22 protein-coding genes are annotated in these 25,327 nt (G+C 72.8%); 15 read left to right on the top strand and 7 right to left on the bottom strand.

The genetic code is table 11. The features are described from left to right. Nucleotides 1-3 precede the first annotated feature (3 nt). A complete protein-coding gene (locus tag ACSURM_RS07440) occupies nt 4-624 on the bottom strand; it encodes a DedA family protein (protein WP_436954164.1) in 621 nt (206 codons plus the stop codon). Next, the gene (locus ACSURM_RS07435) at nt 621-1,394 is read right to left on the bottom strand and encodes an MBL fold metallo-hydrolase (protein WP_436954163.1); all 774 of its coding nucleotides are present in this window, start codon (nt 1,392-1,394) and stop codon (nt 621-623) included. Before ACSURM_RS07435 ends, ACSURM_RS07440 begins: the two co-directional genes overlap by 4 nt. An 84-nt stretch (nt 1,395-1,478) precedes the next feature. On the opposite strand from ACSURM_RS07435, the gene ACSURM_RS07430 reads away from it, so the two are divergent. The 7 genes from ACSURM_RS07430 (at nt 1,479) to narI (ending at nt 12,254) form a co-directional block, all read left to right on the top strand. Further along, nucleotides 1,479-1,910, top strand: coding sequence for a hypothetical protein (locus tag ACSURM_RS07430; RefSeq protein WP_358690501.1), 432 nt, complete (start codon nt 1,479-1,481; stop codon nt 1,908-1,910). A gap of 137 nt (nt 1,911-2,047) precedes the next feature. Further along, nucleotides 2,048-4,594 carry a phage holin family protein gene (locus ACSURM_RS07425; RefSeq protein WP_436960978.1) on the top strand — a complete coding sequence of 849 codons (2,547 nt, stop codon included), beginning with the start codon at nt 2,048-2,050 and terminating at the stop codon, nt 4,592-4,594. 203 nt (nt 4,595-4,797) lie between these two features. Continuing rightward, nucleotides 4,798-5,661, top strand: coding sequence for a helix-turn-helix domain-containing protein (locus tag ACSURM_RS07420; protein WP_436954162.1), 864 nt, complete (start codon nt 4,798-4,800; stop codon nt 5,659-5,661). Between the two features lie 101 nt (nt 5,662-5,762). Next, on the top strand, nt 5,763-9,446 hold the full coding sequence (locus ACSURM_RS07415) for a nitrate reductase subunit alpha (RefSeq protein WP_436954161.1): 3,684 nt from the start codon (nt 5,763-5,765) through the stop codon (nt 9,444-9,446). Then, nucleotides 9,446-11,041, top strand: coding sequence for a nitrate reductase subunit beta (gene narH, locus ACSURM_RS07410; RefSeq protein ID WP_436954159.1), 1,596 nt, complete (start codon nt 9,446-9,448; stop codon nt 11,039-11,041). The genes ACSURM_RS07415 and narH overlap by 1 nt, the downstream gene beginning before the upstream one ends. Beyond that, entirely contained in the window at nt 11,041-11,535 is a 495-nt protein-coding gene (gene narJ, locus ACSURM_RS07405; RefSeq protein WP_436954158.1) for a nitrate reductase molybdenum cofactor assembly chaperone, read from the top strand. Before narH ends, narJ begins: the two co-directional genes overlap by 1 nt. Continuing rightward, entirely contained in the window at nt 11,532-12,254 is a 723-nt protein-coding gene (gene narI, locus ACSURM_RS07400; RefSeq protein ID WP_436954157.1) for a respiratory nitrate reductase subunit gamma, read from the top strand. The genes narJ and narI overlap by 4 nt, the downstream gene beginning before the upstream one ends. Nucleotides 12,255-12,319: 65 nt before the next feature. On the opposite strand, the gene ACSURM_RS07395 is transcribed toward narI, so the two are convergent. Together ACSURM_RS07395 and ACSURM_RS07390 are read right to left on the bottom strand one after the other, a co-directional pair. Further along, a complete protein-coding gene (locus ACSURM_RS07395; protein WP_436954156.1) occupies nt 12,320-12,745 on the bottom strand; it encodes an OsmC family protein in 426 nt (141 codons plus the stop codon). A 128-nt stretch (nt 12,746-12,873) separates the two neighbouring features. Further along, nucleotides 12,874-13,698: a helix-turn-helix domain-containing protein gene (locus tag ACSURM_RS07390; protein WP_436954155.1), complete on the bottom strand. Its 825-nt coding sequence runs from the start codon at nt 13,696-13,698 to the stop codon at nt 12,874-12,876. Between the two features lie 88 nt (nt 13,699-13,786). Between ACSURM_RS07390 and ACSURM_RS07385 the strand changes: the two genes are divergently transcribed. The 3 genes from ACSURM_RS07385 (at nt 13,787) to ACSURM_RS07375 (ending at nt 15,658) form a co-directional block, all read left to right on the top strand. Beyond that, nucleotides 13,787-14,092, top strand: coding sequence for a 4a-hydroxytetrahydrobiopterin dehydratase (locus ACSURM_RS07385; protein ID WP_436954154.1), 306 nt, complete (start codon nt 13,787-13,789; stop codon nt 14,090-14,092). Between the two features lie 5 nt (nt 14,093-14,097). Further along, nucleotides 14,098-14,853: a class I SAM-dependent methyltransferase gene (locus ACSURM_RS07380; protein ID WP_436954153.1), complete on the top strand. Its 756-nt coding sequence runs from the start codon at nt 14,098-14,100 to the stop codon at nt 14,851-14,853. 112 nt (nt 14,854-14,965) lie between these two features. Continuing rightward, nucleotides 14,966-15,658, top strand: a complete 693-nt coding sequence (locus ACSURM_RS07375; protein ID WP_436954152.1) for a hypothetical protein — start codon at nt 14,966-14,968, stop codon at nt 15,656-15,658. A gap of 129 nt (nt 15,659-15,787) precedes the next feature. Here the strand turns inward: ACSURM_RS07375 and ACSURM_RS07370 are convergent, their stop codons facing one another. Further along, nucleotides 15,788-18,700: a glycoside hydrolase family 48 protein gene (locus ACSURM_RS07370; protein ID WP_436954151.1), complete on the bottom strand. Its 2,913-nt coding sequence runs from the start codon at nt 18,698-18,700 to the stop codon at nt 15,788-15,790. 259 nt (nt 18,701-18,959) lie between these two features. On the opposite strand from ACSURM_RS07370, the gene ACSURM_RS07365 reads away from it, so the two are divergent. The 4 genes from ACSURM_RS07365 (at nt 18,960) to ACSURM_RS07350 (ending at nt 22,825) form a co-directional block, all read left to right on the top strand. Next, nucleotides 18,960-19,166 (top strand): hypothetical protein, encoded by a 207-nt coding sequence (locus ACSURM_RS07365; RefSeq protein WP_436954150.1) that lies wholly within the window; start codon nt 18,960-18,962, stop codon nt 19,164-19,166. A 68-nt stretch (nt 19,167-19,234) separates the two neighbouring features. Next, nucleotides 19,235-20,980 (top strand): glycoside hydrolase family 6 protein, encoded by a 1,746-nt coding sequence (locus ACSURM_RS07360; RefSeq protein ID WP_436954149.1) that lies wholly within the window; start codon nt 19,235-19,237, stop codon nt 20,978-20,980. Between the two features lie 145 nt (nt 20,981-21,125). Beyond that, on the top strand, nt 21,126-22,043 hold the full coding sequence (locus ACSURM_RS07355) for a class I SAM-dependent methyltransferase (protein WP_436954148.1): 918 nt from the start codon (nt 21,126-21,128) through the stop codon (nt 22,041-22,043). A gap of 74 nt (nt 22,044-22,117) precedes the next feature. Then, nucleotides 22,118-22,825, top strand: a complete 708-nt coding sequence (locus ACSURM_RS07350) for an SDR family oxidoreductase (RefSeq protein ID WP_436954147.1) — start codon at nt 22,118-22,120, stop codon at nt 22,823-22,825. Between the two features lie 13 nt (nt 22,826-22,838). Here the strand turns inward: ACSURM_RS07350 and ACSURM_RS07345 are convergent, their stop codons facing one another. Further along, nucleotides 22,839-23,531 carry a glycoside hydrolase family 75 protein gene (locus ACSURM_RS07345; protein ID WP_436954146.1) on the bottom strand — a complete coding sequence of 231 codons (693 nt, stop codon included), beginning with the start codon at nt 23,529-23,531 and terminating at the stop codon, nt 22,839-22,841. A 203-nt stretch (nt 23,532-23,734) separates the two neighbouring features. On the opposite strand from ACSURM_RS07345, the gene ACSURM_RS07340 reads away from it, so the two are divergent. Next, nucleotides 23,735-24,346 carry a hypothetical protein gene (locus ACSURM_RS07340; protein ID WP_436954145.1) on the top strand — a complete coding sequence of 204 codons (612 nt, stop codon included), beginning with the start codon at nt 23,735-23,737 and terminating at the stop codon, nt 24,344-24,346. A gap of 27 nt (nt 24,347-24,373) precedes the next feature. Here the strand turns inward: ACSURM_RS07340 and ACSURM_RS07335 are convergent, their stop codons facing one another. Further along, nucleotides 24,374-25,210 (bottom strand): aldo/keto reductase, encoded by an 837-nt coding sequence (locus ACSURM_RS07335; RefSeq protein ID WP_436954144.1) that lies wholly within the window; start codon nt 25,208-25,210, stop codon nt 24,374-24,376. Nucleotides 25,211-25,327 lie beyond the last annotated feature (117 nt).

The following is a 25,327-nucleotide window of genomic DNA, read 5'->3' as shown; positions in this document are numbered from 1 at the left end:
ACCTCAGCCGGTGGCCCGGACCCGCCGCCACACCCCGGGCATCGCGCTGATCAGGACCGTCAGCGCCACCGCCAGCACAACCCCCTCCCACGGCTCCTCGAACAACGACCCGCCCACAATGCCGATCACCTGGTACGTGGCCGCCCAGGCCAGACACGCCGGAAGGTTCCCCCGCGCGAACCTCCTCGGCGGCCACTCCGCCATCAGGCACGCCAGCATCACCGGTATCCGCCCCGCCGGGACGAGCCGGGACAGCACCAGCACGGCGGTCCCGTGTTCGGCCAGCTTCCCCCGCGCCCGCGCCAGCCGCTCCTCCGGCGCCCGGGCCCGGATCGCCGCCAGCCACCGCGACCCGCTCCGGGACCGCATCCCGCGCCGGCCCAGCCAGTACAGCGCCACGTCCCCCAGGAACGCGGCCAGCGACGCCGTCACGAACACCAGCGCCGGAGAGTACGGCGACCTCTGGTGGAACGCGACCACCGCCGCCGAACTCACCAGCGCGCCCGTCGGCACCACCGGCACCAGCGCCCCGATCAGCACCAGCAGGAACAGCGACGGATAGCCCACCGCCTGCTGCGTGGACTCGGGTGTCACGGTGGCCGAGGCGGCGGCGAGCCAGGTCACCGGGCGACCTCCAGCCGCAGGCTCTCGCCGTGCGCCAGCTTGTGCACCGCCACCCGGGGCGCGGCCACGGCCGCCAGTCGTACGAACTCGTCACCCGGCGCGTGGAACTCGTGCGGGCGCACCGCGTCCATGCCGATCGGCCAGTACGTCCCGTAGTGCACCGGCACCGCGACCCGCGGCGCCAGCCGGGCCAGCGCCCGCGCCGCCCGCCCCGCGTCCAGGTGCCCCTCCCCGAGGTACGGCCCCCAGCCGCCCACCGGCAGCAGCGCCGCGTCCACCGGCCCGACCCGCTCGGCCATCTCGTCGAACAGCCCGGTGTCGCCGGCGAAGTAGGTCCGGGCCTCGCCCTCCACGACGTACCCCAGCGCGGGGGAGCGGCGCGGGCCCACCGGCAGCCGCCGCCCGTCGTGCAGCGCCGGCACCACGCGGACCAGCACCTCGCCCACCCGCACCTCGTCGCCGGGCACCACCTCGGTGATCCGCAGCCGGCGTAGCCGGCGCAGTCCGGGTACCGCCCGTGGTGCGCCCCGGGGCACGAGCAGGCGCGTGCCCGGGGCGAGGCAGGCCAGCGAGGGCAGGTGCAGATGGTCGGCGTGCAGATGCGAGACCAGCGCCAGGTCGGCGCGGCGGGCCCCGGCGGGCGGCACGGCACCCCGGCGGCGGCGCAGATGCGCCAGCCGGCGGGCGAACAGGGGATCGGTGAGCACCCGGATGTTCGCGTCCTCCACCACGCAGGTGGCGTGACCCCACCAGGTGATCTCCACCGGCACCTTCTTTCGCCTCCTTCGCGCGACTCCCCGAAGCCTACGGGCAGGAGTAGGGTCGGCGGCGAAATCGGGAGGTGAGGGGACGCCATGAGACAGCCGCGAGGGGTTTTCGGCACGCTGACGCCGGTGCGGGTCACCGCCATCGCGAGTCTGACGCCCCTGGAGGAGCTGGAGGCCGACCCCTTCCTGGTGGACTCCCGCAGCCAGCACGCCATGTGCGCCCGCTGGGCCGCCGAGCGCGGCTACGTCATCGCCCGGGAACTTCTCGTCGGCGGTCTGCGTTTCGATCACTGCGCGCTGTGGGAGGGGGTGCGCCCCGGGGTGGACGTGTTCGTCGCGCCCAGCCTCCGGGTGCTGCGCCGGGCCCTGTCGTCGGTGGAGGAGTTCACCGCCGAGTGCGCGCGCCGGGGCGTGCGCGTGGAGACGGTGGGTCGCGCCGAGCCGTCGTACGACGCGCAGATGAAGGCCCGGGTGCACCGCCGCCTGTCCATGCCGACGGCCGGCTACGACGGCCGGTGACCCCGGCCCGTCCCGGTCGCCCGCGCCTCGTGTGACAAGGTGGAACCGGGCCCGACCGGCCCGCTGGAGCGAGAGGAGGGTCCTCCTGGCCCGAGTGGCGGGAAGGGCCGGGTTGTGAGGTGTACGGCGTGCGGGGCATGCGGTGGCGGCGGATCGCCAGTCAGGTCGGGCGCAGTGTCGCCGTGTGGGCGGTCTCCACGGTCACCATGCTGCTCCTCGCCGGGCTGCTGCCCGACTTCCGGCTCCAGTCCGCCGACGGCGACAGCGTCACCCGGATCGCCCTGGCCGCCGCCTGCGGCGCCGGTGCCTTCGGCATCCTGTCGGCCGTGGTCTGGCCGCTGCTGGTCCGGCTGCTGCTGCTCGTGCCGGCGCTGGTCCTCGGCCTGCTGGTGTTCTTCCTCAACGGCTCCCTGCTGCTGCTCGCCCTGCGCGTCAACCCCTCCGGCCGGGGCGAGGCCGCGCCCGAGACCGCGGTCATCGTGGCGGCGGTGATGTCCGCCGTCGCCTCCGCGACCGGCGCGGCCCTCGCGGTGCGCGACGACGAGGCGTACCGCCGCCGGCTGCACCGCCTCGCCACCCGCGGCCGCCGGGCCCACCCGCCCTGCCCCACCACGCCCGGCCTGGTCTGCGTCCAGCTCGACGGCGTGGGCCACGACGTCCTCACGGACGCGGTCCGCAAGGGCCTGATGCCGACGGTCGCCCGCTGGCTGTCCCGGCCCGAGGACCCGGAACCGGCCGGGCACGGCATACGACCGTCAGCCGACGGGTCGGCGGCCGACGGGACACGACCGGGCACGGAGGGCGCACGGCCGACAGGCGACGGCGCCCGGGGCCCGGTGGACGGCGTCCGGCGTCCGGCGGCCGACGGGATACGACCGAGCACGGACGACGGACGGCCGGCCGGCAACGGCCCGGCCGCCGAGGGCACACGGTCGGCTGGGGACGGTCGGGGCCCGGTCGCCGAGGGCATACGGCCGGCCGGGGACGGTCCTGGTCCGGCGGCCGACGGCATGCGACCGGCCGGCGAGGGCTCGCATCCGGCAGCCGACGCGACAAGACCGGCCGTGGACGGCCCACGCCCGACCGCCACCCCCGGCCGCTCCGCCCCCGGACCGGCCGCCGCCCTCCCGGCCCACGAGGTCACCGCCGTCCTCCCGGCCCAGGAGCCCGGAACCCCCCTGCCCGCCCGCGCGCCCACCCACCGCCTCACCCCCTGGCGCACCGACTGGTCCAGCCAGACGGGGGCCAGTCAGCTCGGCATCCTGCACGGCAGCACCTTCGACGTGCCGGCCTTCCGCTGGTACGAGAAGGAGCGCGGCGAGGTGATGGTCTCCAACCGGCCGACCAGCGCCGCCGAACTCCAGCGCCGCGCCGCCCTGCGCACCGGTGACGCCGGACTGCTCGCCGTCGACGGCGCCAGCCGCGGCAACCTCTTCAGCGGCGGCGCCGGCGAACAGGCCCTGGTGCTGTCCATCGCCACCCGCCGCCGCGGCCGCGACAACCGCTCCCGGGCCGGCTACTTCGCCTACTTCTCCGACCCCGCGAACGCGGTCCGCACGGCCCTGTCCTTCGTCGCCGAGGTGGCCCGCGAGATCGGCCAGTCCACCCGGGCCCGGCTGGGCCGGCAGCGCCCGCGGGTCGGCCGGGGCGGCCTGTATCCGCTGGTCCGCGCCTTCGCCACGGTCGTCGAGCGGGACGTCGTCGTCGCCGCGGTCATGGGCGACATGCTCGCCGGCCGGACCGCCGTCTACGCCGACCTCGTCGCCTACGACGAGGTCGCCCACCACTCCGGCCCGCACGGCCGCGACGCCGAGCAGGTCCTGCGGCGCCTCGACCGCTGTCTGGCCCTGCTGGAGCGCGTCGCCGAGCACGCCCCGCGCCCGTACCGGATCGTCGTGCTGTCGGACCACGGGCAGAGCCCGGGGGAAACGTTCCGCGCCCGCTACGGCCTCACCCTCGGCGACCTGGTCCGGGCCGGCTGCGGGCTGCCCGTGCCGCGCCGGGCCCGGCAGACGCACAGCGGCGCCGAGGCCCGCGCCGCCGTGCGCGCCGCCCTGCGCCGCCCGGTGGAGGAGAAGGGCGAGGACCGCCGCCCGGCCCGCCGCCGCGAGCCCGTCGTGCTGGCCTCCGGCAACCTCGGTCTGGTCTCCTTCCCGGACGTCCCGCACCGGATGACCAAGGAGGAGATCGACGCCCGCCACCCGGCCCTGCTCACCACCCTCGCCAACCACCCCGGTATCGGCTTCCTGCTGGTGCGCAGCGAGCGGCACGGCGGTGTGGTGCTCGGCGCGCACGGCGCGGAGATCCCGCTGGACCGGCTGGACGACGAGCCGGGCCCGCTGGCCCGCTTCGGGCCCGGCGCCGCGGACGCCGTCCGCCGCACCCACTCCTTCCCGCACACCGCCGACATCATGGTCAACTCCGCCTACGACCCCGCCGACGGCGAGGTCCTCGCCTTCGAGGAGCAGATCGGCTCGCACGGCGGTCTCGGCGGCGCCCAGTCCCGCCCGTTCCTGCTCTCCCCGGTGGACCTCTCCCCGCCGGCCGCCGACGGGGCGGAACCGGTCGGCGCCGAGCGGATCCACCGCATCCTGCGCCGCTGGCTGGACGAGCTGAACGGCCCCCAGGTCCCGCTGACCCCCGCCGCCGCCGAGGAGGAAGAGGCGGCGGAGAAGGCAGCCTGACAACGGCCCGCCGGTCAAGACGGCGCCGGGCCCCCGCTCCCGGCGCACCCCGGCCCGACCGGCGCCTCGGCCCGGCGGACCGTCGCGTTCCGGCCACCGTCGACCGGCCCCGGCGCGTCCACCGGCTAGGCCATATGTGCGAGAGCGGGATCGCATGACAGACTGCTGCCCGCGTTCATCGGCACGTAGGGGAGGGCGTGGTCGTGAGTGAGCGGCGGGCTGCGCCCACCGTGGGGCAGGTGGTGCTCGGCAAGCGGTTGCAGGAGCTGCGGGAGGCCGCGGGGCTCAGCCGCGAGGAGGCCGCCCAGGTCCTCAGGGTGGCGGCGGCGACCGTGCGGCGGATGGAGACGGCCGAGGTCGCGCTCAAGATCCCCTACGTGCAGGTGCTGCTGACCACCTACGGGGTGCCGGACGAGGAGGCCGACGCCTTCGTCCGGCTGGCCGAGGAGGCGAACCAGCCGGGCTGGTGGCAGCGGTTCCACGACGTGCTGCCGGACTGGTTCAGCCTGTACGTCAGCCTGGAGGGCGCCGCCCGGATCATCCGCTCCTACGAACCGCACTTCGTCCCCGGCCTGCTCCAGACCGAGGACTACGCCCGGGCCGTGATGGAGGCGGGCACCGTCGGGCAGACCTCCCCGGAGACGGTGGACCGGCACGTGTCGCTGCGCATGGAACGGCAGCGGCTGCTGGACCGCGAGGACCCGCCCCACCTGTGGGTGATCATGGACGAGACGGTGCTCAGGCGCCCGGTGAGCACCGACCCGAAGGTGCTGCGGGACCAGCTGGACCGGCTGCTGGAGTACGCCGAACGGGACCGGGTCACGCTCCAGATCGCCGAGTTCGCCGCGGGCCCGCACCCGGGGACGTACGCGCCGTTCACGCTGTTCCGGTTCGCCGAGCCGGAGTTGCCGGACATGGTGTTCACCGAGTACCTGACCGGCGCGCTCTACCTGGACGCGCGCCGCGAGGTGGCCGCGCACCTGGAGGTGCTGGACCACATGACGGCCCGCGCCGCGTCCGCCCGGCGCACCCTGAAGCTGCTGCGGGAGTACCGCGAGCGCCTGTGACCCCCCCCGCGCCCGCCGTGACCCGTACGGGTCCCCGGACAGGTGCCCCGCCGGGCCTGCCCCTAGGTTCTGAGTAACGGGGCCGAACCGAGGGAGCGCACGTGACCGACACGCGGAGACCGCCCAGGGAGCCCGGCGCGGCCCTGCTGTCCGCGGGCAGCTTCTTCCGGCCCGGCACGCCCGCGCCCGACCTGCACAGCGTCACCCTGACCGGCGGCCGGCAGGCGGACGCCTTCTACCGGGACCGGTGGAGCCACGACAAGGTGGTGCACTCCACCCACGGCGTGAACTGCACCGGCTCCTGCCGGTGGAAGGTGTACGTCAAGGACGGGATCATCACCTGGGAGACCCAGGAGACGGACTATCCGTCGGTGGGCCCGGACCGGCCCGAGTACGAGCCGCGCGGCTGCCCGCGCGGCGCCGCGTTCTCCTGGTACACCTACTCGCCCACCCGGGTCCGCTACCCCTACGTCCGGGGCGTGCTGCTCCAGATGTACCGGGAGGCGAAGCAGCGGCTCGGGGACCCGGTGCTGGCCTGGGCGGACATCCAGAACGACCCCGAGCGGCGCCGCCGTTACCAGCGGGCGCGCGGCAAGGGCGGCCTGGTGCGGGCGCGCTGGGAGGAGGCGGTGGAACTGGTCGCCGCCGCGCAGGTGCACACCATCAAGACCTACGGCCCCGACCGGATCGCCGGGTTCTCCCCGATCCCGGCGATGTCGATGGTGTCGCACGCGGCCGGCGCCCGCTACCACTCGCTGATCGGCGCGTCCATGCTGTCGTTCTACGACTGGTACGCCGACCTCCCGGTGGCCTCCCCGCAGGTCTTCGGCGACCAGACGGACGTACCCGAGTCCGGCGACTGGTGGGACGCCGCCTACCTGATCATGTGGGGCTCCAACGTTCCGGTGACCCGCACCCCGGACGCGCACTGGATGGCGGAGGCCCGCTACCGGGGACAGAAGGTGGTGGTGGTCTCACCGGACTACGCCGACGCCACCAAGTTCGCCGACACCTGGCTGCACCCGCACCCGGGCACGGACGGCGCGCTGGCCCTGGCGATGGGCCATGTGATCCTCAAGGAGTTCTTCGTCGACCGGCAGACGCCGTTCTTCACCGACTACGTACGGAAGTTCACCGACCTGCCGTTCCTGGTGACGCTCGCCGAGCGGGACGGGGCGTGGGTGCCGGGGAAGTTCCTGCGCGCCACCGACATCGGCCAGGACGGGGAGGGCGCGGAGTGGAAGACGGCCGTCCTGGACGAGACGACCGGCCGCGCGGTGGTGCCGAACGGCTCCCTGGGCTTTCGCTGGACCGAGTCCGGCGAGGGCCGGTGGAACCTGGAACTGGGCGACATCCGGCCCCGGCTGAGCCTGTACGGCAGCGAGATCGCGGTGCCGGTGGAGGTGCTGCTGCCCCGGTTCGACACCGAGGGCGGGGCACACGGACAGGGGCGGGGCGAGGTGCTGCGGCGCAGCGTCCCGGCCACCCGGCTGGGCGGCGCGGACGGCCCGCTGGTGACGACGGTCTACGACCTGCTGCTGGCCCAGTACGGGGTGGCCCGCCCCGGGATGCCCGGCGACTGGCCCGCCTCCTACGACGACGACCGCACCCCGGCCACCCCCGCCTGGCAGGAGACGCACACCTCCGTCCCGGCCGCCCAGTGCGTGCGCATCGCCCGGGAGTTCGCGCGGACCGCCGAACGCTCCCGGGGCCGCTGCATGATCATCATGGGGGCGGGCACCAACCACTGGTTCCACTCGGAGACGATCTACCGCGCCTTCCTGGCCCTGCTGAAGCTCACCGGCTGCCAGGGCCGCAACGGCGGCGGCTGGGCGCACTACGTGGGCCAGGAGAAGTGCCGCCCGGTGACCGGCTGGGCGACGCTGGCCGCCGCCTCCGACTGGTCCCGACCGCCCCGGCAGGCGATCGGCACCGGGTACTGGTACCTGCACACCGACCAATGGCGCTACGACCGCTTCGGCGCTGATGTGCTCGCCTCGCCGCTCGGCGAGGGCCGGTTCGCCGGGATGACCGCCGCGGACTGCCTGGCGCTGTCCGCCCGCGCGGGCTGGATGCCGTCGTACCCCACCTTCGACCGCAACCCGCTCGACCTGGGCGAGGAGAGCGGCGACCCGGTGGCGAAGGCGGTGGCCGCGCTGCGCGCCGGCACCCTGAGGTTCGCCTGCGAGGACCCGGACGCCCCGGAGAACTGGCCGCGCGTGCTGACCCTGTGGCGGGCCAATCTGCTGGGCTCCTCGGCCAAGGGCGCCGAGTACTTCACCCGGCACCTGCTGGGCACCCACTCCTCGCTGCGCGCCGACGAGGCCGCGCCAGGCGAGCGGCCGAGGGACGTGACCTGGCGGGAGCGGGCACCGGAGGGCAAGCTCGACCTGCTGCTGTCGCTGGACTTCCGGCACACCTCCTCCACGCTGCTGTCGGACGTGGTGCTGCCGGCCGCGACCTGGTACGAGAAGCACGACCTGTCCTCCACCGACATGCACCCCTTCGTGCACGCGTTCACCCCGGCCGTGGACCCGCCCTGGCAGGCCCGCACCGACTTCGACACTTTCAAGGCGCTCGCGGAGAAGCTCAGCGAGCTGGCCGTGGACCATCTGGGCGTCCGCCGGGACCTGGTGGCGAGCCCGCTCCAGCACGACACCCCGGCCGAGACCGCCCAGCCGGGCGGGGTGGTGCGGGACTGGAAGCGCGGCGAGTGCGAGCCCGTACCCGGCCGGACCCTGCCGAACCTGACCGTGGTGGAGCGCGACTACACCGCGATCGCCGCCAAGTTCGCCGCCCTCGGCCCGCTCGTGGAGCGACTCGGCCTCGCCGCCAAGGGGATCGCCCTGCGCCCGGACGTGGAGGTCGCCCAGCTGCGGAAGTCCAACGGCACCGGCTACCAGGGGCGGCCGTCGCTCGACACGGCCGTGAAGGCGGCGAACACCGTCCTCGCCCTGTCCGGCACCACCAACGGGCGCCTGGCCACCGAGGGCTTCCGCACGCTGGAGCGGCGCACCGGGCGGCCGATGGCCCATCTCGCCGCCGAGCACGAGGGCAAACGGGTCACGTACGCCGACACCCAGGCGGCGCCCGTGCCGGTGATCACCTCGCCGGAGTGGTCGGGCAGCGAGTCCGGCGGCCGGCGCTACACGGCGTTCACGCTCAACACCGAGCACGGCAAACCCTGGCACACCCTCACCGGCCGCCAGCACTTCTTCCTCGACCACGACTGGATGCACGAACTCGGCGAGGCCCTGCCGGTGTACCGGCCGCCGCTGGACATGCACCGGCTGTTCGGCGAACCGCGCCTCGGACCCGACGGCCACCGCGAGGTGACGGTGCGTTACCTCACTCCGCACAGCAAGTGGTCGATACACTCCGAGTACCAGGACAACCTGTTCATGCTGGCCCTCTCCCGGGGCGGGCAGACCATCTGGATGTCCCCGCAGGACGCCGACGCGATCGGCGCCGGGGACAACGACTGGGTGGAGGCGGTCAACCGCAACGGCGTGGTCGTGGCCCGCGCGATCGTCTCGCACCGCATGCCGCCCGGCACCGTCTACCTGCACCACGCGCAGGAGCGCACGGTGAGCGTGCCGAAGACGGAGACCACCGGGATGCGCGGCGGCATCCACAACTCCCTGACCCGGCTGCTGCTCAAGCCGTCCCATCTGATCGGCGGATACGCCCAGTTGTCCTGGGCGTTCAACTACCTGGGCCCGACGGGGAACCAGCGCGACGAGGTGACGGTGATCCGCCGCCGCGGCCAGGAGGTCGAGTACTGATGCGTCCGATGGCCCAGATCGCGATGGTGATGAACCTCGACAAGTGCATCGGCTGCCACACCTGTTCGGTCACCTGCAAACAGGCGTGGACCAACCGGCGGGGCATGGAGTACGTCTGGTTCAACAACGTGGAGACCCGCCCCGGGCAGGGCTATCCGCGCCGCTACGAGGACCAGGAGAAATGGCGCGGCGGCTGGGAGCTGAACCGGCGCGGCGCGCTCACCCTCAAGGCCGGCGGCCGGTTCAAGAAGCTCGCCGGGATCTTCTCCAACCCCCGGCTGCCCGAGATCAAGGACTACTACGAACCCTGGACGTACGAGTACCGCAACCTGACCGACGCCCCGCTCGGCGACGACTACCCGGTGGCCCGGCCGGTGTCGTCCGTCACCGGCGAGCCGATGAAGATCGAGTGGTCCTCGAACTGGGACGACAACCTCGGCGGCGCCCCCGCCTACGGCGACCTGGACCCGATGGTCGAACGCCTGCGCCAAGAGGCGTCCGACAAGGTGCGGTTCGCCTACGAGCAGACGTTCATGTTCTACCTGCCGCGGATCTGCGAGCACTGCCTGAACCCCTCGTGCGTGGCCTCCTGCCCGTCCGGGGCGATGTACAAGCGGGCCGAGGACGGCATCGTCCTGGTCGACCAGGACCACTGCCGGGGCTGGCGGATGTGCGTGACCGGATGCCCGTACAAGAAGGTGTACTTCAACCACGCCACCGGCAAGGCCGAGAAGTGCACCCTGTGCTACCCGCGGATCGAGGTCGGCCTGCCGACGGTGTGCTCGGAGACCTGCGTGGGCCGGCTGCGCTACCTCGGGGTGCTGCTGTACGACGCCGACAAGGTGACCGCCGCCGCCTCCGTACCGGACGAGAAGGACCTGTACGAGGCCCAGTTGGGGGTGTTCCTCGACCCGGACGACCCCGGGGTGCTGCGCGCCTGCGAGGACGCGGGCATCCCGCGCGAGTGGACCGAGGCCGCCCGCCGCTCGCCCGTGCACGCGCTGGTCAGCCGGTACCGGGTGGCGCTGCCGCTGCACCCCGAGTACCGGACGATGCCGATGGTCTGGTACATCCCGCCGCTGTCGCCGGTGGTGGATGCGCTGTCCGCCACCGGGCACGACGGGGAGGACGCGGGCAACCTGTTCGGCGCCATCGACACCCTGCGCATCCCGCTGGAGTACCTGGCGGAGATGTTCACGGCCGGCGACACCCGGCCGGTGCGGGCCTCGCTGGAGAAGCTCGCCGCGATGCGCTCGCACATGCGGGCGCTCAACCTCGGGGAGACGCCGGACCCGGCGATCGCCTCGGCGGCCGGCCTGCGCCCGGCCGACATCGAGGCCCTGTACCGGCTGCTGGCCATCGCCAAGTACGAGGAGCGGTACGTGATCCCGACCGCCGCCGTCGGGGACGCCCGCCGGCTGGAGGAGTCGGCGGTGCCCACCGAGTGCAGCCTCGACCACGCGGGTGGACCCGGCATGGGCGGCGACGGGCCGTTCGGCCGGGACTCCGGCCGCAGACGGCTCCCGCTGGTGTCGGTGGAGAACTTCCACCTGCTGCGCAGACGGCAGACCTCGGACGAGGCGGAGGAGACCTGATGCCCTCGGACGCGGTGCTCTACCAGGCGGCGGCCCTGTGCCTGACCTACCCGGACGACGACCTGATCGCCCGGCTGCCGCTGCTGCGCGAAGCCGCCCCGCAACTGCGGGAGTTCACCGACCACGCGGCCGTCACCCCGCTGCTGGACCTGGCCGCGCACTACGTGGAGGTCTTCGACCTCAAGAACCGGCACAGCCTGTACCTGAGCTGGTGGCACGACGGCGACACCCGGCGGCGCGGTATGTCCCTGGTGCGCTTCAAGGACGTCTACCGCCGCCACGGCCTGGAGTTCAGCGGCGAGGAACTGCCCGACTTCCTGCCGGCCGTGCTGGAGTTCACCGCGCGGACCGGCGACACCGGCCTGCTGACGGAACACCGCGGCGGCCTGGAGCGGTTGCGCACCCGGCTGGCCGCCTGCGGCACCCCGTACGCGGGCGTCCTGGACGCGGTCTGCGCCGCCCTGCCCGCCCCCCACCCCGGAGCACGCCGATGACCGTCCTGCTGTGGGGCGCCCTGCCCTACGTCGCCTTCGCCCTGCTGGTGGCCGGCCTCGTCTGGCGCTACCGCTACGACAAGTACGGCTGGACCACCCGCTCCTCGCAGGTGTACGAGTCACGGCTGCTGAACGTCGCCTCCCCGGTGTTCCACTACGGCATCCTGTTCGTGCTGGCGGGACACCTGGTGGGGCTGTTCGTGCCGGTGTCCTGGACGGAGACGTTCGGCGTGGACGAGCACGCCTACCACCTGCTGTCGCTGTACGGCGGGACGGCGGCCGGGGTGCTGACGGTCGCCGGGGTCGCGCTGCTCGTCTACCGCCGCCGCACCCGCGCCCCCGTCTTCCGGGCCACCACGGCCAACGACAAGGCCATGTACCTGCTGCTGCTCGGCGCGATCGTGCTCGGCATGGTCGCCAAGCTGACGCACACCGGCGGCAGCGGGTACGACTACCGGAGCACCATCGCCCCCTGGGCGCGCAGCCTGTTCACCCTCCAGCCGGAGACGGGGCTGATGACCGGCGTGCCGGTGCTGTACCAGGCGCACGCGGTGGTGGGCATGGTGCTGATCGCGTTCGTGCCGTACAGCCGGCTGGTGCACATGTTCAGCGCGCCGGTGCAGTACCTGTTCCGGCCGTACGTGGTCTACCGGACCCGGGACCCCCGGCAGCTCGGCCCGCGACCGGAGCGGCGGGGCTGGGAGCGCCTGGGCGGCTGAGCGCCCCGGGGACGCCGCGGGCCGCGCCCCGGTGCGGGGGCGCGGCCCACGGGCACGGACGAGGCTCAGGCCAGCTCGGCCGTCAGCGTGATCGTCGTACCGGCCAGGGCCTGGCTGACCGGGCAGTTCTTCTTGGCGTCCTCGGCGGCGGCGGCGAAGCCGTCCGCGTCCAGGCCGGGCACCTCGCCGCGCACGGTGAGGTGGATGCCGGTGATGCCCTCACCCGGCTGGAAGGTGACGTCGGCCTTGGTCTCCAGCCGGGTGGGCGGGGTGCCGGCGCCGGCCAGACCGTGCGAGAGGGCCATGGAGAAGCAGCTGGAGTGGGCGGCGGCGATCAGCTCCTCGGGGCTGGTCTTGCCGTTCGCCTGCTCGGCGCGCGAGGGCCACGACACCGGCTGCTCGCCGATGCCGGAGGAGTCGAAGGAGACGGTCCCGCTGCCCTTGAGCAGTTCGCCTTCCCAGACGGTGTGCGCGGTGCGCGTGGTTGCCACGTTGCTTCCTTTCGCGAGGATCGCGGTTGCCGGTGTTCCCGGTGCCCCTATCCGATCACATCCGGGCCCGTCGTATGTCCGAAGACCGGTCTCCGCGGGGTGAACGGCGGATGATGCCCCGAGGCCGGTCAGCCGGCGAGCGCGCGCAGGTGGTCGGCGGTGGCCCGGTCCGCCGGCAGGAAGGTCTCGATGGCGAGTTCGGCGACCGTGATGTCCATCGGGGTGTTGAACGTGGAGATCGAGGACACGAACGACAGAACCCGCCCGGCGTGCTCCACGCGCAGCGGCAGCGCGAAGTACGGGACCGGCCCGGCAGGTTCGGCGTCCGGCTCCGCCTCGGGCACCGGGTAGGCCGCCACCTCCTCGTACAGCGCGCGCAGCCGGTCCGAGCGGTGCAGGGCGATCTCCCGCTCCATCTGGGCCAGCAGATGCCCGCGCCACTGACGCAGGTTCCGGATGCGCGGCGCCAGCCCCTCCGGGTGCAGCGTCAGCCGCATGGCGTTCGGCGCCGGGGACAGCAGCTTCTCCGGCACCCCCGCCAGCAGCAGCTCGATGCCCCGGTTGGCGGCCACGACCGTGTACCCGGCGTCGACCACCAGCGCGGGATAGGGCTCATAGCCCCGGATGAGCCGCTCCAGCCCGTCCCGCAAGCCCTCCAGCGCCGGATCGTCCAGCGGGGTCTCCGCGTAGCGCGGGGCGTAACCGGCCGCCAGCAGCAGGGCGTTGCGCTCCCGCACCGGCACCTGGAGCCGCTCCGCCAGCCGCAGCACCATCTCCTCGCTCGGCCGGGACCGTCCGGTCTCGATGAAGCTGATGTGCCGTGCCGAGGAGCCGGCCCGCAGCGCCAGCTCCAGCTGGGAGATCCGGCGCCGCTCGCGCCAGGCGCGCAGCAACGGACCGGCACCGGGGCCGGCGGCGGGGGAGACGGGGCGGGCGGAGGCGGCAACGGTCATACGCGCGACCCTAGTCGAGGCCCGGCGCGGCCACCCCGGCCGTGGCAGGCTGGGTCCGTACCCCCGGCATGGAAGGGAGCGCACGGCCATGGCCGTAGCACCGCTGTCGCAGCAGGAGATCGAGGACCGCCTGGCGGAGTTGCCCGGCTGGTCGGTGCGGGACGGGCGGCTCACCCGGACCTACCGGCTCGGCTCGCACTTCGCGGCCACCGCGCTGGTGGTGCACATCGCCGGCATCCAGGACGAGCTGGACCACCACTCCGACCTGACCCTCGGCTACGACTCCGTGACCCTCGCCGTCACCACCCACAGCGCGGGCGGCGCCCTCACCGGCAAGGACTTCGGACTGGCCCGCAGAGTGGAGGACATCGCCCCAGGCCACGGGGCACACTGAGCGATGTGCTCGATTACGACGAAGAAGCCGAGTGCTACGACGCCTCGCGCGGCGGCGAGGCCCGGGCCGAGGCCGCCGCACGCACCGTCCTCGACCTGATACCCCCCGGCCCCGGACGCCTCCTCGACGTCGCCTGCGGCACCGGCATCCTCACCCGGCGGCTCGCCGCCGCGCGCCCCGGACTGCGGGTGACCGGCGCCGACCTCACCCCCGCGATGCTGCGCCGGGCGGCGGCCCGGCTGCCCGGCGCGGTCGTCCGGGCCGACAGCCGCCGACTGCCCTTCCCCGACGGCACGTTCGACGCCGTCACCACCATCTGGCTGCTGCACCTGCTGGACGACCCCGCGGACCTGCACGCGGTCGTCGCCGAGTGCGCCCGGGTGCTGCGGCCCGGCGGGGTGTACGTCACCACCGTCGACAAGGCCGCCGCGCACAACGTCGGCAGCGACATCGACGCGGTCCTCGCCGACCGCCCGCGCCGGCCCGCGGCGGACGCCCCCGGCACCGTCACCGCCGAGGCCGCCCGGCACGGGCTGCGGCCCGCCGGGCACGGCTCCTTCCGCAGCCCCGGACAGGGCCGCAGCCCCCGCCGCACCATCGCCGACCTGCGCCGGGGCTGGTTCACCCTGCTGCCGCCCGGCGAGCCGCGCACCGAGGAGTTCGCCGCCCGGCTGGCCGCGCTCCCCGACCAGGACCGCCCACGCGCCGACCCGCTGTTCGGCGTGCGCGCGTTCCGGAAAGCGGCGCCCGCCCCGTCCTGAGCCGGTGCGACACCGCGCCCGGGCCCCCGGACACGATTCCATCACGAGGTCTTCACATTCCGCTTCGAGAGGGGATCATGCGAAGATCACACAGCACGTCCCAGGGGGGCCCATGAGCACCGACTTCACACCACCGCCCATGCCGGGCTACGGACCGCCGGTCCCTCCGCCCCCGCCGCCCGTACCGCCGAGGAAGCCCCGTACGGTGCTCATCGCGGTGGCGGCGGCCGTCGTCGCCGCCGCGGTCTCGGCCCTGGTCACCGTGGGGGTCAGCGGTGACGCCGAAGCCGAGCCGGCGCCCACCGTGACCGTCACCGAGACCGCCGCCGCGGACGGGGCCCCGGACGGCGACACGGCGGCCACCGACGACGGGGACGCCACGGACGGCGCGGACGGCGGGGAGGCCGAGGACGGCGTCTACGCCCTGGACGACACCGCCGTCTACGAGCCGGCCACCGAGGTCGCCCTCTCCGGGTTCGAGCGCGCCGTGACCGGCGAGTACGCCGAGCCGGAGAACACGCCGTACCTCCGGTTCACCGTCAAGGTGAAGAACGGCGGCCAGAAGGCCCTCGACGTCACGCAGCTCACCGTCAACTGCTCCTACGGCAAGGACGGCAAGAGCAGCGACTCGGTCTTCGACTCCGACGCCGGCCTGGAGGGCGGCCCGGAGACCAAGCTGCTCCCGGGCCGCTCCCTGAACGTGCCGTGGGGCTGCGAACTGCCCAAGGGGGAGAAGCTCATCCAGATCGAGGTCAGCCCCGACTACGAATCGGACGCGGCGATCTTCACCGGCACCGTCGAGTAGCGGACCCGGCGGGGAAGCCGGCCACGAGCGCGTGCGGGCCGGGCGGCCCCCCTGTGCGGTCGGGGGCCGCCCGGCCCGGGTGGCCCCGCCGTCCTGTGGCGGGGCCGGGTACGCGGAGCGCGGCGGGGGCTATTCGAGCAGCTCCGCGTACGAGCCCATGGCCAGGGCGATGTCCGCCTCGGCCCAGAACCGGTGGTACGTGAACACGGGCGCCGCGCCGCCCTTGAGGTAGGCCTCGATCTTCGACCAGTTCGGGTCGCTCTTGTAGAAGGACCGGAGCGAGGTGAACGTGGACGAGGAGTTGATCGCGTCGCCGTTGGGCATGGTGCCGCTCCAGCCGCTCGGCACGTACACCTTCTCGTCGAACCGGCTGTAGTCGGTCCGGGTCTCGGGCACGGCGATGCCGAGGCTGTCCTGGTAGTTGTCCCACATGCCGTCCAGCAGCGCCTTCGCCGTGGACTTGGCCGCCGTATCACCGGACTTGGCGGCGTAGTACGTCAGCGTCTTGGCGTAGGCGGCGGCCACGCCCACGTCGTCGGTGTAGTCGGCGACGGTGACGTGCAGCCCGTTGTTGGCGCCGGGGCTGGTGGCGTTCCAGGTGTCGGGCTGGCCCGACCACTGGAGGGTGGAGGGGATGCGGTAGGTGCCGTCCGGGTTGATCGTGGTCTTGGACAGCGCCCACTTCACCCACTTGTCGAGGATCGCCTTGGCCTGGGCGTTCCCGGTCTGCTGGTAGTACTCGGCGACCCGCTCCATCGACCACGCCTGGAACCCGAACCACTGGTTGGACGGCGGGTCGTGGTAGACGGGCGCCGGGTCGTAGGCCATGCCGTAGAAGGTGGAGGTGCCCGCGGGCGGGGAGGCGTAGCGGCCGGCCCAGCTGTTGGTGGCGCCGCCCGCGATGCCGCCCTCGGAGGACTGGAGCCACTGGTAGAACTCCAGCTGCCGCTGGAGCGACTTGCCCCAGTCGCTCGCGCCGGTGGCCGACTTGGGCTTCAGGGCGGTGACGGAGCTGAGCGCGTAGGCGGCCAGGGGGTTCTGGTAGCCGCCGTGGACATGGCTGGAGCCGATCCGCCAGGCCCAGCCGGCGGAGGTGTCGGTGGCGCCGCCCCAGGCGTAGTACCAGGACAGCAGGTAGTGCGAGGCGTCCTTGCCGGTGCCGGCCGGGCAGGACGTGCTCGTGCAGTTGCCGATCTTCTTGAAGTACTTGTCGTACATCGCGTAGCGCAGGTAGTCGCCCATCTTGGCGGCCTTGGTGACCGTCGCGGAGACGTCACCGCCCTTGCCCTGCTGCTTGGCCCACACGTCCGCCCAGTAGGCGGCCTGCACCGCGCGGGAGTCGGCGTCCGGGGCGTTGGTGAACTTCCACTGCTTGGCGTAGGAGCTGTCGCCGGTGAACAGGTCCAGATAGCCGTTGCGGCCGCCGTACTTGAAGGCGTCACAGGTCGGCTGCGGGACCGTCTCCCAGACCGACTCCTGGACGCCGCGCTGGAAGGTGTTGATGTACGACGGCCCGGTGGCCGTCGGTCCGGCCTCGCACTTGCCGGGCTCGTTGCCGTAGCCGTAGACGTTGTCCACGTCCTGGATCCAGTGCATGCCGTAGACGTCGTCCGTGTTGTACGCGCTCTTCAGCTCACCGGCGATCGGGTCCGGGCCCACCGACACCGAGGTGTCGAGCCTGGCCGGGTACTCGTTCGGGGTGTCCAGCTCGGGCGCGTAGGTGGCCGGCTTGGAGGCGCTGTAGAAGGAGTTCGTCGGCTGGTCGGCGTGCGTGGGGATCATGTACTTCTCCATGATCTCCCAGGCGCCGTTGAACTTCGACCAGTCGCCGGTGACCTTGCCGTACATCGCCTGGAGCCACAGCAGGTAGCTGTACGCCTCGGAGGTGGTCTCGTGACCGTGGTCCGGGGCCTCGACGATCAGCGTCTCCACCGAGTGGTACGGGATGCCCTCGGGGGAGAAGTAGCCGTTCGCCGGGTTGGTGATCTTCCCGTACAGGTCCAGGAAGCGGGCGTCGTACGCCTTGGCCGCGGGCAGCTCGGTGACCGTGACCGTCGCCTTGGTGTGGCCGGTGGCAGACGCGGTGAAGGTCGCGCTGCCGGTGCCGGAGGAGTCGGCCGTGATGGTCACGGTCTGCGCGGTGTTCCAGTTCGACGGGGTGAAGGTCAGCGAGGAACCACCGGTCACGGACAGGCCGGTGTTGCCGTCCGTGCGGGCCGTGCTCACCGTCACGTTCGCGCTCGGCTGCGTGGACAGCTTCACCGAGAACGTGCCCGACTTGCCCTGCTGGACGCCCAGTTGGGTCGGCGAGGCGACCACGGCGGGCCCGGAGGCCACCGTGATGCCCACCGGCGTGGAGGTGCCGGACGCGCCCAGGCTGTCGTACGCCTTCGCCACCAGCGAATGACTGCCCACGGCCAGACTTGAGGCCGAGAGCGCGTACGGCGCGCTGGTGTCCGTGCCCAGCAGCGTGGTGTCGTCGTAGAACTCCACCTTGCTGATGGTCGCGTTGTCGGCCGCCGCCGCGGTCGCCGCGAGCGGGACGGCGTCCCCCTGGGAGTAGACCGCGCCCGGGCTCGGGCTGGTGAGCACGGTCACCGGGGGCTGGTGGGCGCCGGCACAGGTGGTGCCGTTGACGGCGAAGGACGTGGGAGCGGTGTTGGCGCCGCTGTAGGTGAACTGGGCGCCGGTGGAGACGGCGGCGCCCGCGGCGATGGTGCCGTTGTACGAGGCGTTCCGCACGGTGACCGACTGGCCCGACTGGGACCAGGTCCCGTTCCAGCCGCCGCTCAGCTTCTGGTTGCCCGCGTAGGCGTACGTCAGCGTCCATCCGTTGATGGCGTCCGTACCGCGGTTGGTGAGGGTGAGGTCGGCGGTGAAGCCCGAGCCCCAGTCGTTGGTCTTGTAGTCGACGCTGCACTGCACGGCGGCCGCGTGGGCGGTCTCCGCACCGGTGGCGAGCATCGACAGCGGCAGGGCGAACGCGGCGGCCACCGCGGTCCACAACCGGCGCGCGGTCGTGCGTCTGCGTCCAGGATCCATGTGCTGGTTCCTCCTTGCGGCTGCGGCTCGGGGAGAAGTCAAGGCTTGAACCAGTGGGAGCGCTCCCATAGTGAAGACGGGGTAACGGACGGTCAAGACCTGGACACTGCGAAAAACATTCGGGGAACCCGATCGTAAAAAAGTAAAGCGAACCCCCTGGGCTTTCCGGCCGGTTGGCGCTACGTTCCTTCGCACCAGTGGGAGCGCTTCCATCAGTCGACGTGTCCGTCAGGGCGCGCCACACCGCGAGGACTCGCTCATGCGCCACCCCCCGTCCTGCGCACCCTCGGCCGCCACCGGCCAGTGGGCCGAGGGCTTCCAGGACGGCCTCGGGCTGTGGAACACCCGCGAACCCGCCGACCCGGCGGGCGGACTCCCCGCCGCCCGCCACCGCCACGCCCACGACGGCACACCCGCCGCGTACGGCGCCGGGCCGCGCGACCGCCCGCGCGCCGTCACCCCCTAGTTCCCGACACGGCACCACACGGCACGACATCACACGGCACGACATCTCACCGAAGGACACCCGCACTCATGAGTCGTACCAGAACATCACTGCTCGCCGCCCTGGCGCTGGTCGCCGGGGCCTCCGGGACGGCACTGGGCATGCAGTCGGCCACCGCCGCTGCCGCCGCCGTCCCCTGCACCGTGGACTACAAGGTGCAGAACCAGTGGAGCACCGGCTTCACCGCCGCCGTGACCCTCACCAACAACTCGCCCGCCAAGTCCAGTTGGTCGCTGAAGTGGTCGTACGCCGGCGACCAGAAGGTCACCAGCGGCTGGAACGCCAAGCTCAGCCAGAGCGGCAACGCGGTCACCGCCGCCAACGAGAGCTACAACGGCTCGCTGGCCACCGGCGGTTCGGTGAGCTTCGGGTTCCAGGGCAGCTACACCGGCACCAACGCGGTGCCCGCCACGTTCACCCTCGACGGGGTCGCCTGCAACGTCGACAACGGCGGCGGCGGTGACAACGGCGGCGGTGGCGACACCGGCGGGGGCGGTGACACCGGCGGCGGTGGCGGCGCCGGCCGCGTCGACAACCCGTACACCGGCGCCAAGGTGTACGTGGACCCGGAGTGGTCGAAGCTGGCCGCCGCCGAGCCGGGCGGCAGCCGCGTCTCCAGCCAGCCCACGTTCGTCTGGCTGGACCGCATCGCGGCCATCAACGGCGTCAACGGCGGCATGGGCCTGCGCGCCCACCTGGACGAGGCCCTCAAGCAGAAGGGCTCCGGCGAACTGGTCGTCCAGCTGGTCATCTACGACCTGCCCGGCCGGGACTGCGCCGCCCTCGCCTCCAACGGCGAACTCGGCCCGACGGACATCGACAAGTACAAGACGCAGTACATCGACCCCATCGCCTCGATCCTGGCCGACTCCAAGTACGCGGGCCTGCGCATCTCCGCGCTCATCGAGCCCGACTCGCTGCCCAACCTGGTCACCAACGCCGGCGGCACCAACACCACCACCGACGCCTGCGTGACCATGAAGGCCAACGGCAACTACGAGAAGGGCGTGAGCTACGCCCTGGACAAGCTGGGCAACCTCTCGAACGTCTACAACTACATCGACGCCGGCCACCACGGCTGGCTCGGCTGGGACACCAACCTCGGCCCGACCGCCCAGGAGTTCTACAAGGTCGCCACGACCAACGGGGCCAGCCTGAGCGACGTGGCCGGCTTCATCGTCAACACGGCCAACTACAGCCCGACCAAGGAACCCAACTTCAAGGTCTCCGACACGGTGAACGGCCAGACCGTCCGCCAGTCGAAGTGGGTCGACTGGAACCAGTACGTGGACGAGCAGTCGTACGCGCAGGGCCTGCGGGACAAGCTGATCTCGTCCGGGTTCAGCTCCAACATCGGCATGCTGATCGACACCTCCCGCAACGGCTGGGGCGGCAGCGCCCGGCCCACCGGCCCCGGCCCGCTGACCTCGGTCGACAACTACGTCAACGGCGGTCGCATCGACCGGCGCATCCACGTCGGCAACTGGTGCAACCAGAGCGGTGCCGGACTCGGCGAACGGCCGACCGTCGCTCCCGCCGCCGGGATAGACGCCTACGTGTGGGCCAAGCCGCCGGGGCAGTCCGACGGTGCCAGCGCCCCCATCGACAACGACGAGGGCAAGGGCTTCGACCAGATGTGCGACCCCACCTACGGTGGCAACGCGCGCAACGGCAACAACCCCTCGGGCGCGCTGCCGAACTCGCCGCTGGCCGGGCACTGGTTCTCCGCCCAGTTCCAGCAGCTGATGCAGAACGCCTACCCGCCGCTGCCGTAACGCGGTGACTCCGCCGGGGCCCGCCCGACCCCCGGGCCCCGGCGGTCCGTTCCGGCATACGTGTTTGCCGGAACGGCAACGGAAGTGGCCCCCGGCCGGTGTGCCGTCGCACCCTGACGGCACACCGGACGAGAGGCTGATCACCATGGCACACGGACACCAGGAACAGCACCACCGGCACCACGCCGGGCACGGCCACGGACATGGTCACGGGCACGGTACGGACATCGACTGGAACGAACTGGCCGGTCTGCTGGAATCGCAGGCGGAGCTGTTCGCCCCCGTCTACCAGGAGGCCATGGCCTGGCTCGGGCAGGACGTCACCGAGCCCGGGCTCGTGGTGGACGCGGGCAGCGGCCCCGGCGTCGTCGCCTGCCTGTTCGCCGAGGCGTTCCCCACCGCCCGGGTCGTCGCTGTCGACGGCACCGCGCCGCTGCTGGAACGCGCCCGGGACCGGGCCGCCCGGCTCGGCGTCGGGGACCGCTTCGACACCGTCGCCGGCGAACTGCCCGAGGCGCTCGGCCGCCTGGACCGCCCGGCCGACCTGCTGTGGGCCAGCCGCAGCCTGCACCACCTCGGCGACCAGCGGGCCGCGCTCGCCGCGTTCGCCGGACATCTGGCCCCCGGCGGCACCCTGGCCCTGCTGGAGGGCGAACTGCCCTCCCGCTTCCTGCCCCGGGACTTCGGCATCGGCCGCCCCGGACTCCAGGCCCGGCTCGACGCCCTGCAGGAGGAGTGGTTCGCCCGGATGCGGGCCGAACTGCCGGGCTCCGTCGCCGAGACCGAGGACTGGCCCGCCCTGCTGACCGCGGCCGGTCTGAAGCACACCGGCACCCGCACCTTCCTGCTCGACCTGCCCGCCCCGGTCGACGAGCGGGCCCGCGCCTATGTCGCCGCGCACCTGTCCCGGGTGCGCGAGGGTGTCGGCGAGGAGCTGGACGCCGACGACCGCGCCACCCTCGACCGGCTCCTGGACCCGGCCGACCCGGCGAGCGTGCACCTGCGCCCGGACGTGTTCGTGCTCGGCGCGTACACCGTGCACACCGCCGTCCGCCAGGGCTGATCCCCCACTTGACTTGAAGTGTTCTCCAAGTGATGGACTCCGGGCACTTCACCGATGTGCAGGGGGCCAGACACATGACCACGAACGACTCTCCGGTCGCGCTCATCACCGGCGGCGGCAGCGGGATCGGCGCCGCCGTGGCGCGGCAACTCCTCGACGCCGGGCACCGGGTGTCCGTCACCGGGCGCGGGGAGCGACGGCTGCGGGACTTCGCCGACGGACTCGGCAGCCCCGAGGGGCTGCTGACGGTGGCCGGCGACGCCGCGGACCACGCCGACGTCCGGCACGCGGTCGACCTCACGCTGAAGGCGTACGGCCGGCTGGACACCGTCGTCGCCAACGCCGGGCTCGCCACCCATGACACCGTGGCGGACGGTGACCCGTCCGGCTGGGCCGAGATGGTCCTCACCAACGTGCTCGGCCCGGCCCTGCTCATCCGGGCCTCCATCGACGCGCTGAAGGAGACCCGGGGCCGGATCGTCCTCATCGGCAGCGTCGCCGGGTTCGTGCACGGCCCCGGGAACCTCTACGGCGCCACCAAGTGGGCGGTGACGGGGCTCGCCGAGAACACCCGGCGGCAGGTCACGGAGTTCGGTGTCGGGGTCACGCTGGTGGCCCCCGGCCGGGTGGAGACGCCCTTCTGGGACAGCTACGGCAGCCTGCCCCCGGGGCATCTGCTGACCGCGGACCAGATCGCCGACTCGGTGGTCTGGGCGATCCGGCAGCCGACCGGCGTGGATGTCAACACCGTGGTCGTCCGCCCGGTGGGCCAGCCCGTCTGACGGACGACCGGCGTCAGTTGTCCGCGAGGAACTGCTTGGCCAACTGGTCCCCGAGGGTGACCGCGGCGCTGTGGCTCTCTATCGGGGAGACCTTGGAGTTCTTGAACAGGATGTAGGTCACGCCCGAGTCCGCGCCGCCGGTCTCCGGGTCCGGGTCGATGCCGAGCGCCTTGGCGGTGGCGTACGACGCCTCGCCGATGATCTTCGAGGGGCCGGTGTCGCCGACGACGGCGTACTCGACCTTGCCGCCGTAGATGACGGCGACCACGCCGCCGCCCTTGATCCCGGCGTTCGAGTAGTTCCAGATGGTGCTGGTGCTGGGCACCACGACGTACGGCAGGGTCTCCGCGTTCAGCGGCTTGCCGTCGGACTGGTGGAAGGCGGTGTCGGCCTGGAACCAGGGGTCGCGGTCCTCGTTGCAGTTGGTGGTGCGCTGGCCGTCGCAGTCGATGTCCATGTCCGCCTTCCAGAACACCGCGCCGTTCTTGCCGCACACGGGGACCGTGGCCGAGGTCTCCTCGTCGGTCCTGTACTTGCCGCTGGAGATCTGGGAACAGGAGGTCACCTTGGCGAGCAGGTCGGCGGCGCCGACCGTGCCCTCCTGGGCGGACTTCGGGGCGGCGGCGGAGGCGTGGGCGGGCAGGAGACCGGCGGCGAGCAGGGCGGCGCCGGAGGCCGCGGCGAGGGTGAGGGTTCGGAGACGCACGGCGGGACCCTTCTGTTAGGAAAGTTTCCTTACCGGATGCGCTCCACCGTGCCCGCACGGCATGCCCCCGTCAACCCTCGGGTTGCGAACGGCTGAAACCCGTGCGCGTTGCGGTGAACGCTGCCGCTGGAGAGACTGGTGGGGTCGAAACGTGACTCGGAAGTCCGGCCGTTCCACGGTCGCCGTTCGCGGAGGCGAGTCCCATGTTCGTACGCGCGGTGTACGCGACCGGTGATCCCGCGCTGCTGGACGCGGCCGTGCGGTCGCTGAACAGCGAGGGGCGGGACCTGCTGGAGGAACGCCCGGGGTACCGGGGCGCGGGCATCTTCGTGGACCGCGAACTCGGCAAACTCCTCGCGGCGAGCTGGTGGGAGACCGAGGCGGCGCGGCACAACAGCGACGAGGTCATGCGCGAGCGGCGCGGGGCGCTGCTGGAGCCCTTCGCCGGCACGGTGTCGGTCGCCGACTACGAGGCCGCGGTGTTCCACCGGATCGAGCACCCCCGGCAGGGCGGCGGACTGCGCGCCGCCCGGCTGGAGTTCGACCCGCGCGACGCGGACCTGGTCGTCGACGCCTTCCGGGCCACGGTGGTGCCGCGGGCCGAGACGCTGCCGGGGCTGTGCCGGATCTCCCTGCTGCTCGACCGGGAGCGGGGACAGGCCGTGGCCGGCGCCCTGTTCGCCGACCGCGGCGCGCTGGCCGCGTCGCGGGCGGCCATGGCCGGCGCGCGCCACGAGGCGTCGGCCAAGGCGCACGTCGACGTGGTCGGCCTCGAGGAGTTCGAGGTCGTGTACGCCGACGTGCGCCCCGACTGAGCCGCGGGGCGCGCGCCGGGCCGGTGATCAGACCATGTCGAAGGTGGCCGGGTCGGGGCCGAGCCGCCGGTCCTCGTTGAGCGCGCTGATCGCCGCGAGGTCCTCGTCGTCCAGGCTGAAGTCGAACACCGCGATGTTCTCCTTGATCCGGGACGGCGTCACGGACTTCGGGATCACGATGTTGCCCAGCTGGAGGTGCCAGCGCAGCACGACCTGCGCCGGGGTGCGGTCGTGCTTGCGCGCGATCGCCACGATGGCGGGCACCTCCAGCAGACCCTTGCCCTGGCCGAGCGGCGACCACGCCTCGGTGGCGATGCCCAGCTCCCCGTGGAGGGCGCGCGACTCGCGCTGCTGCAGGTGCGGGTGCAGCTCGATCTGGTTGACCGCCGGGACGACCGAGGTCTCCTCGGTCAGCCGCCGCAGGTGCTCGGGCAGGAAGTTGGAGACGCCGATGGCACGCACCCGCTTGTCCGCGTACAGCTTCTCGAACGCCTTGTAGGTGTCGACGTACGCGTCCCGGGACGGCAGCGGCCAGTGGATCAGGTACAGGTCGACGTAGTCGAGCCCCAGGTTCGCCAGCGACGTGTCGAAGGCGCGCAGTGTGGCGTCGTAGCCGTGGTCGCTGTTCCAGACCTTGGTGGTGACGAAGATCTCCTCGCGGGGCACGCCGGAGGCGGCGATGGCCCGGCCGGTGCCCTCCTCGTTGCCGTAGATCGCGGCGGTGTCGATGCTGCGGTAACCCGCCTGGAGCGCCGCGGCGACGGCTCGTTCGGCCTCGTCGTCCGGCACCTGCCAGACGCCGTATCCCAGCTGGGGCATCTCGACGCCGTTGTTGAGGATGATCGGGGGGACGTTGCTGCTCACGAGCCTCTTGGTCCTTCGGTTGTGGACAGGTGTTACTCCCATGGTCAACGATCACGGGCCGTTCCGCATTCCTGGCCGCGCGCGTCGTCCCGGCCCGCCGGCCCGCCGGTCCGCCGA

The sequence above is a fragment of the Streptomyces sp. SudanB182_2057 genome, assembly GCF_964272715.1.
Taxonomy (GTDB): Bacteria; Actinomycetota; Actinomycetes; order Streptomycetales; family Streptomycetaceae; genus Streptomyces; species Streptomyces rubradiris.
Note: the sequence above shows the minus strand (reverse complement) of the source record. Positions and strands in the feature narration are given on the sequence as shown.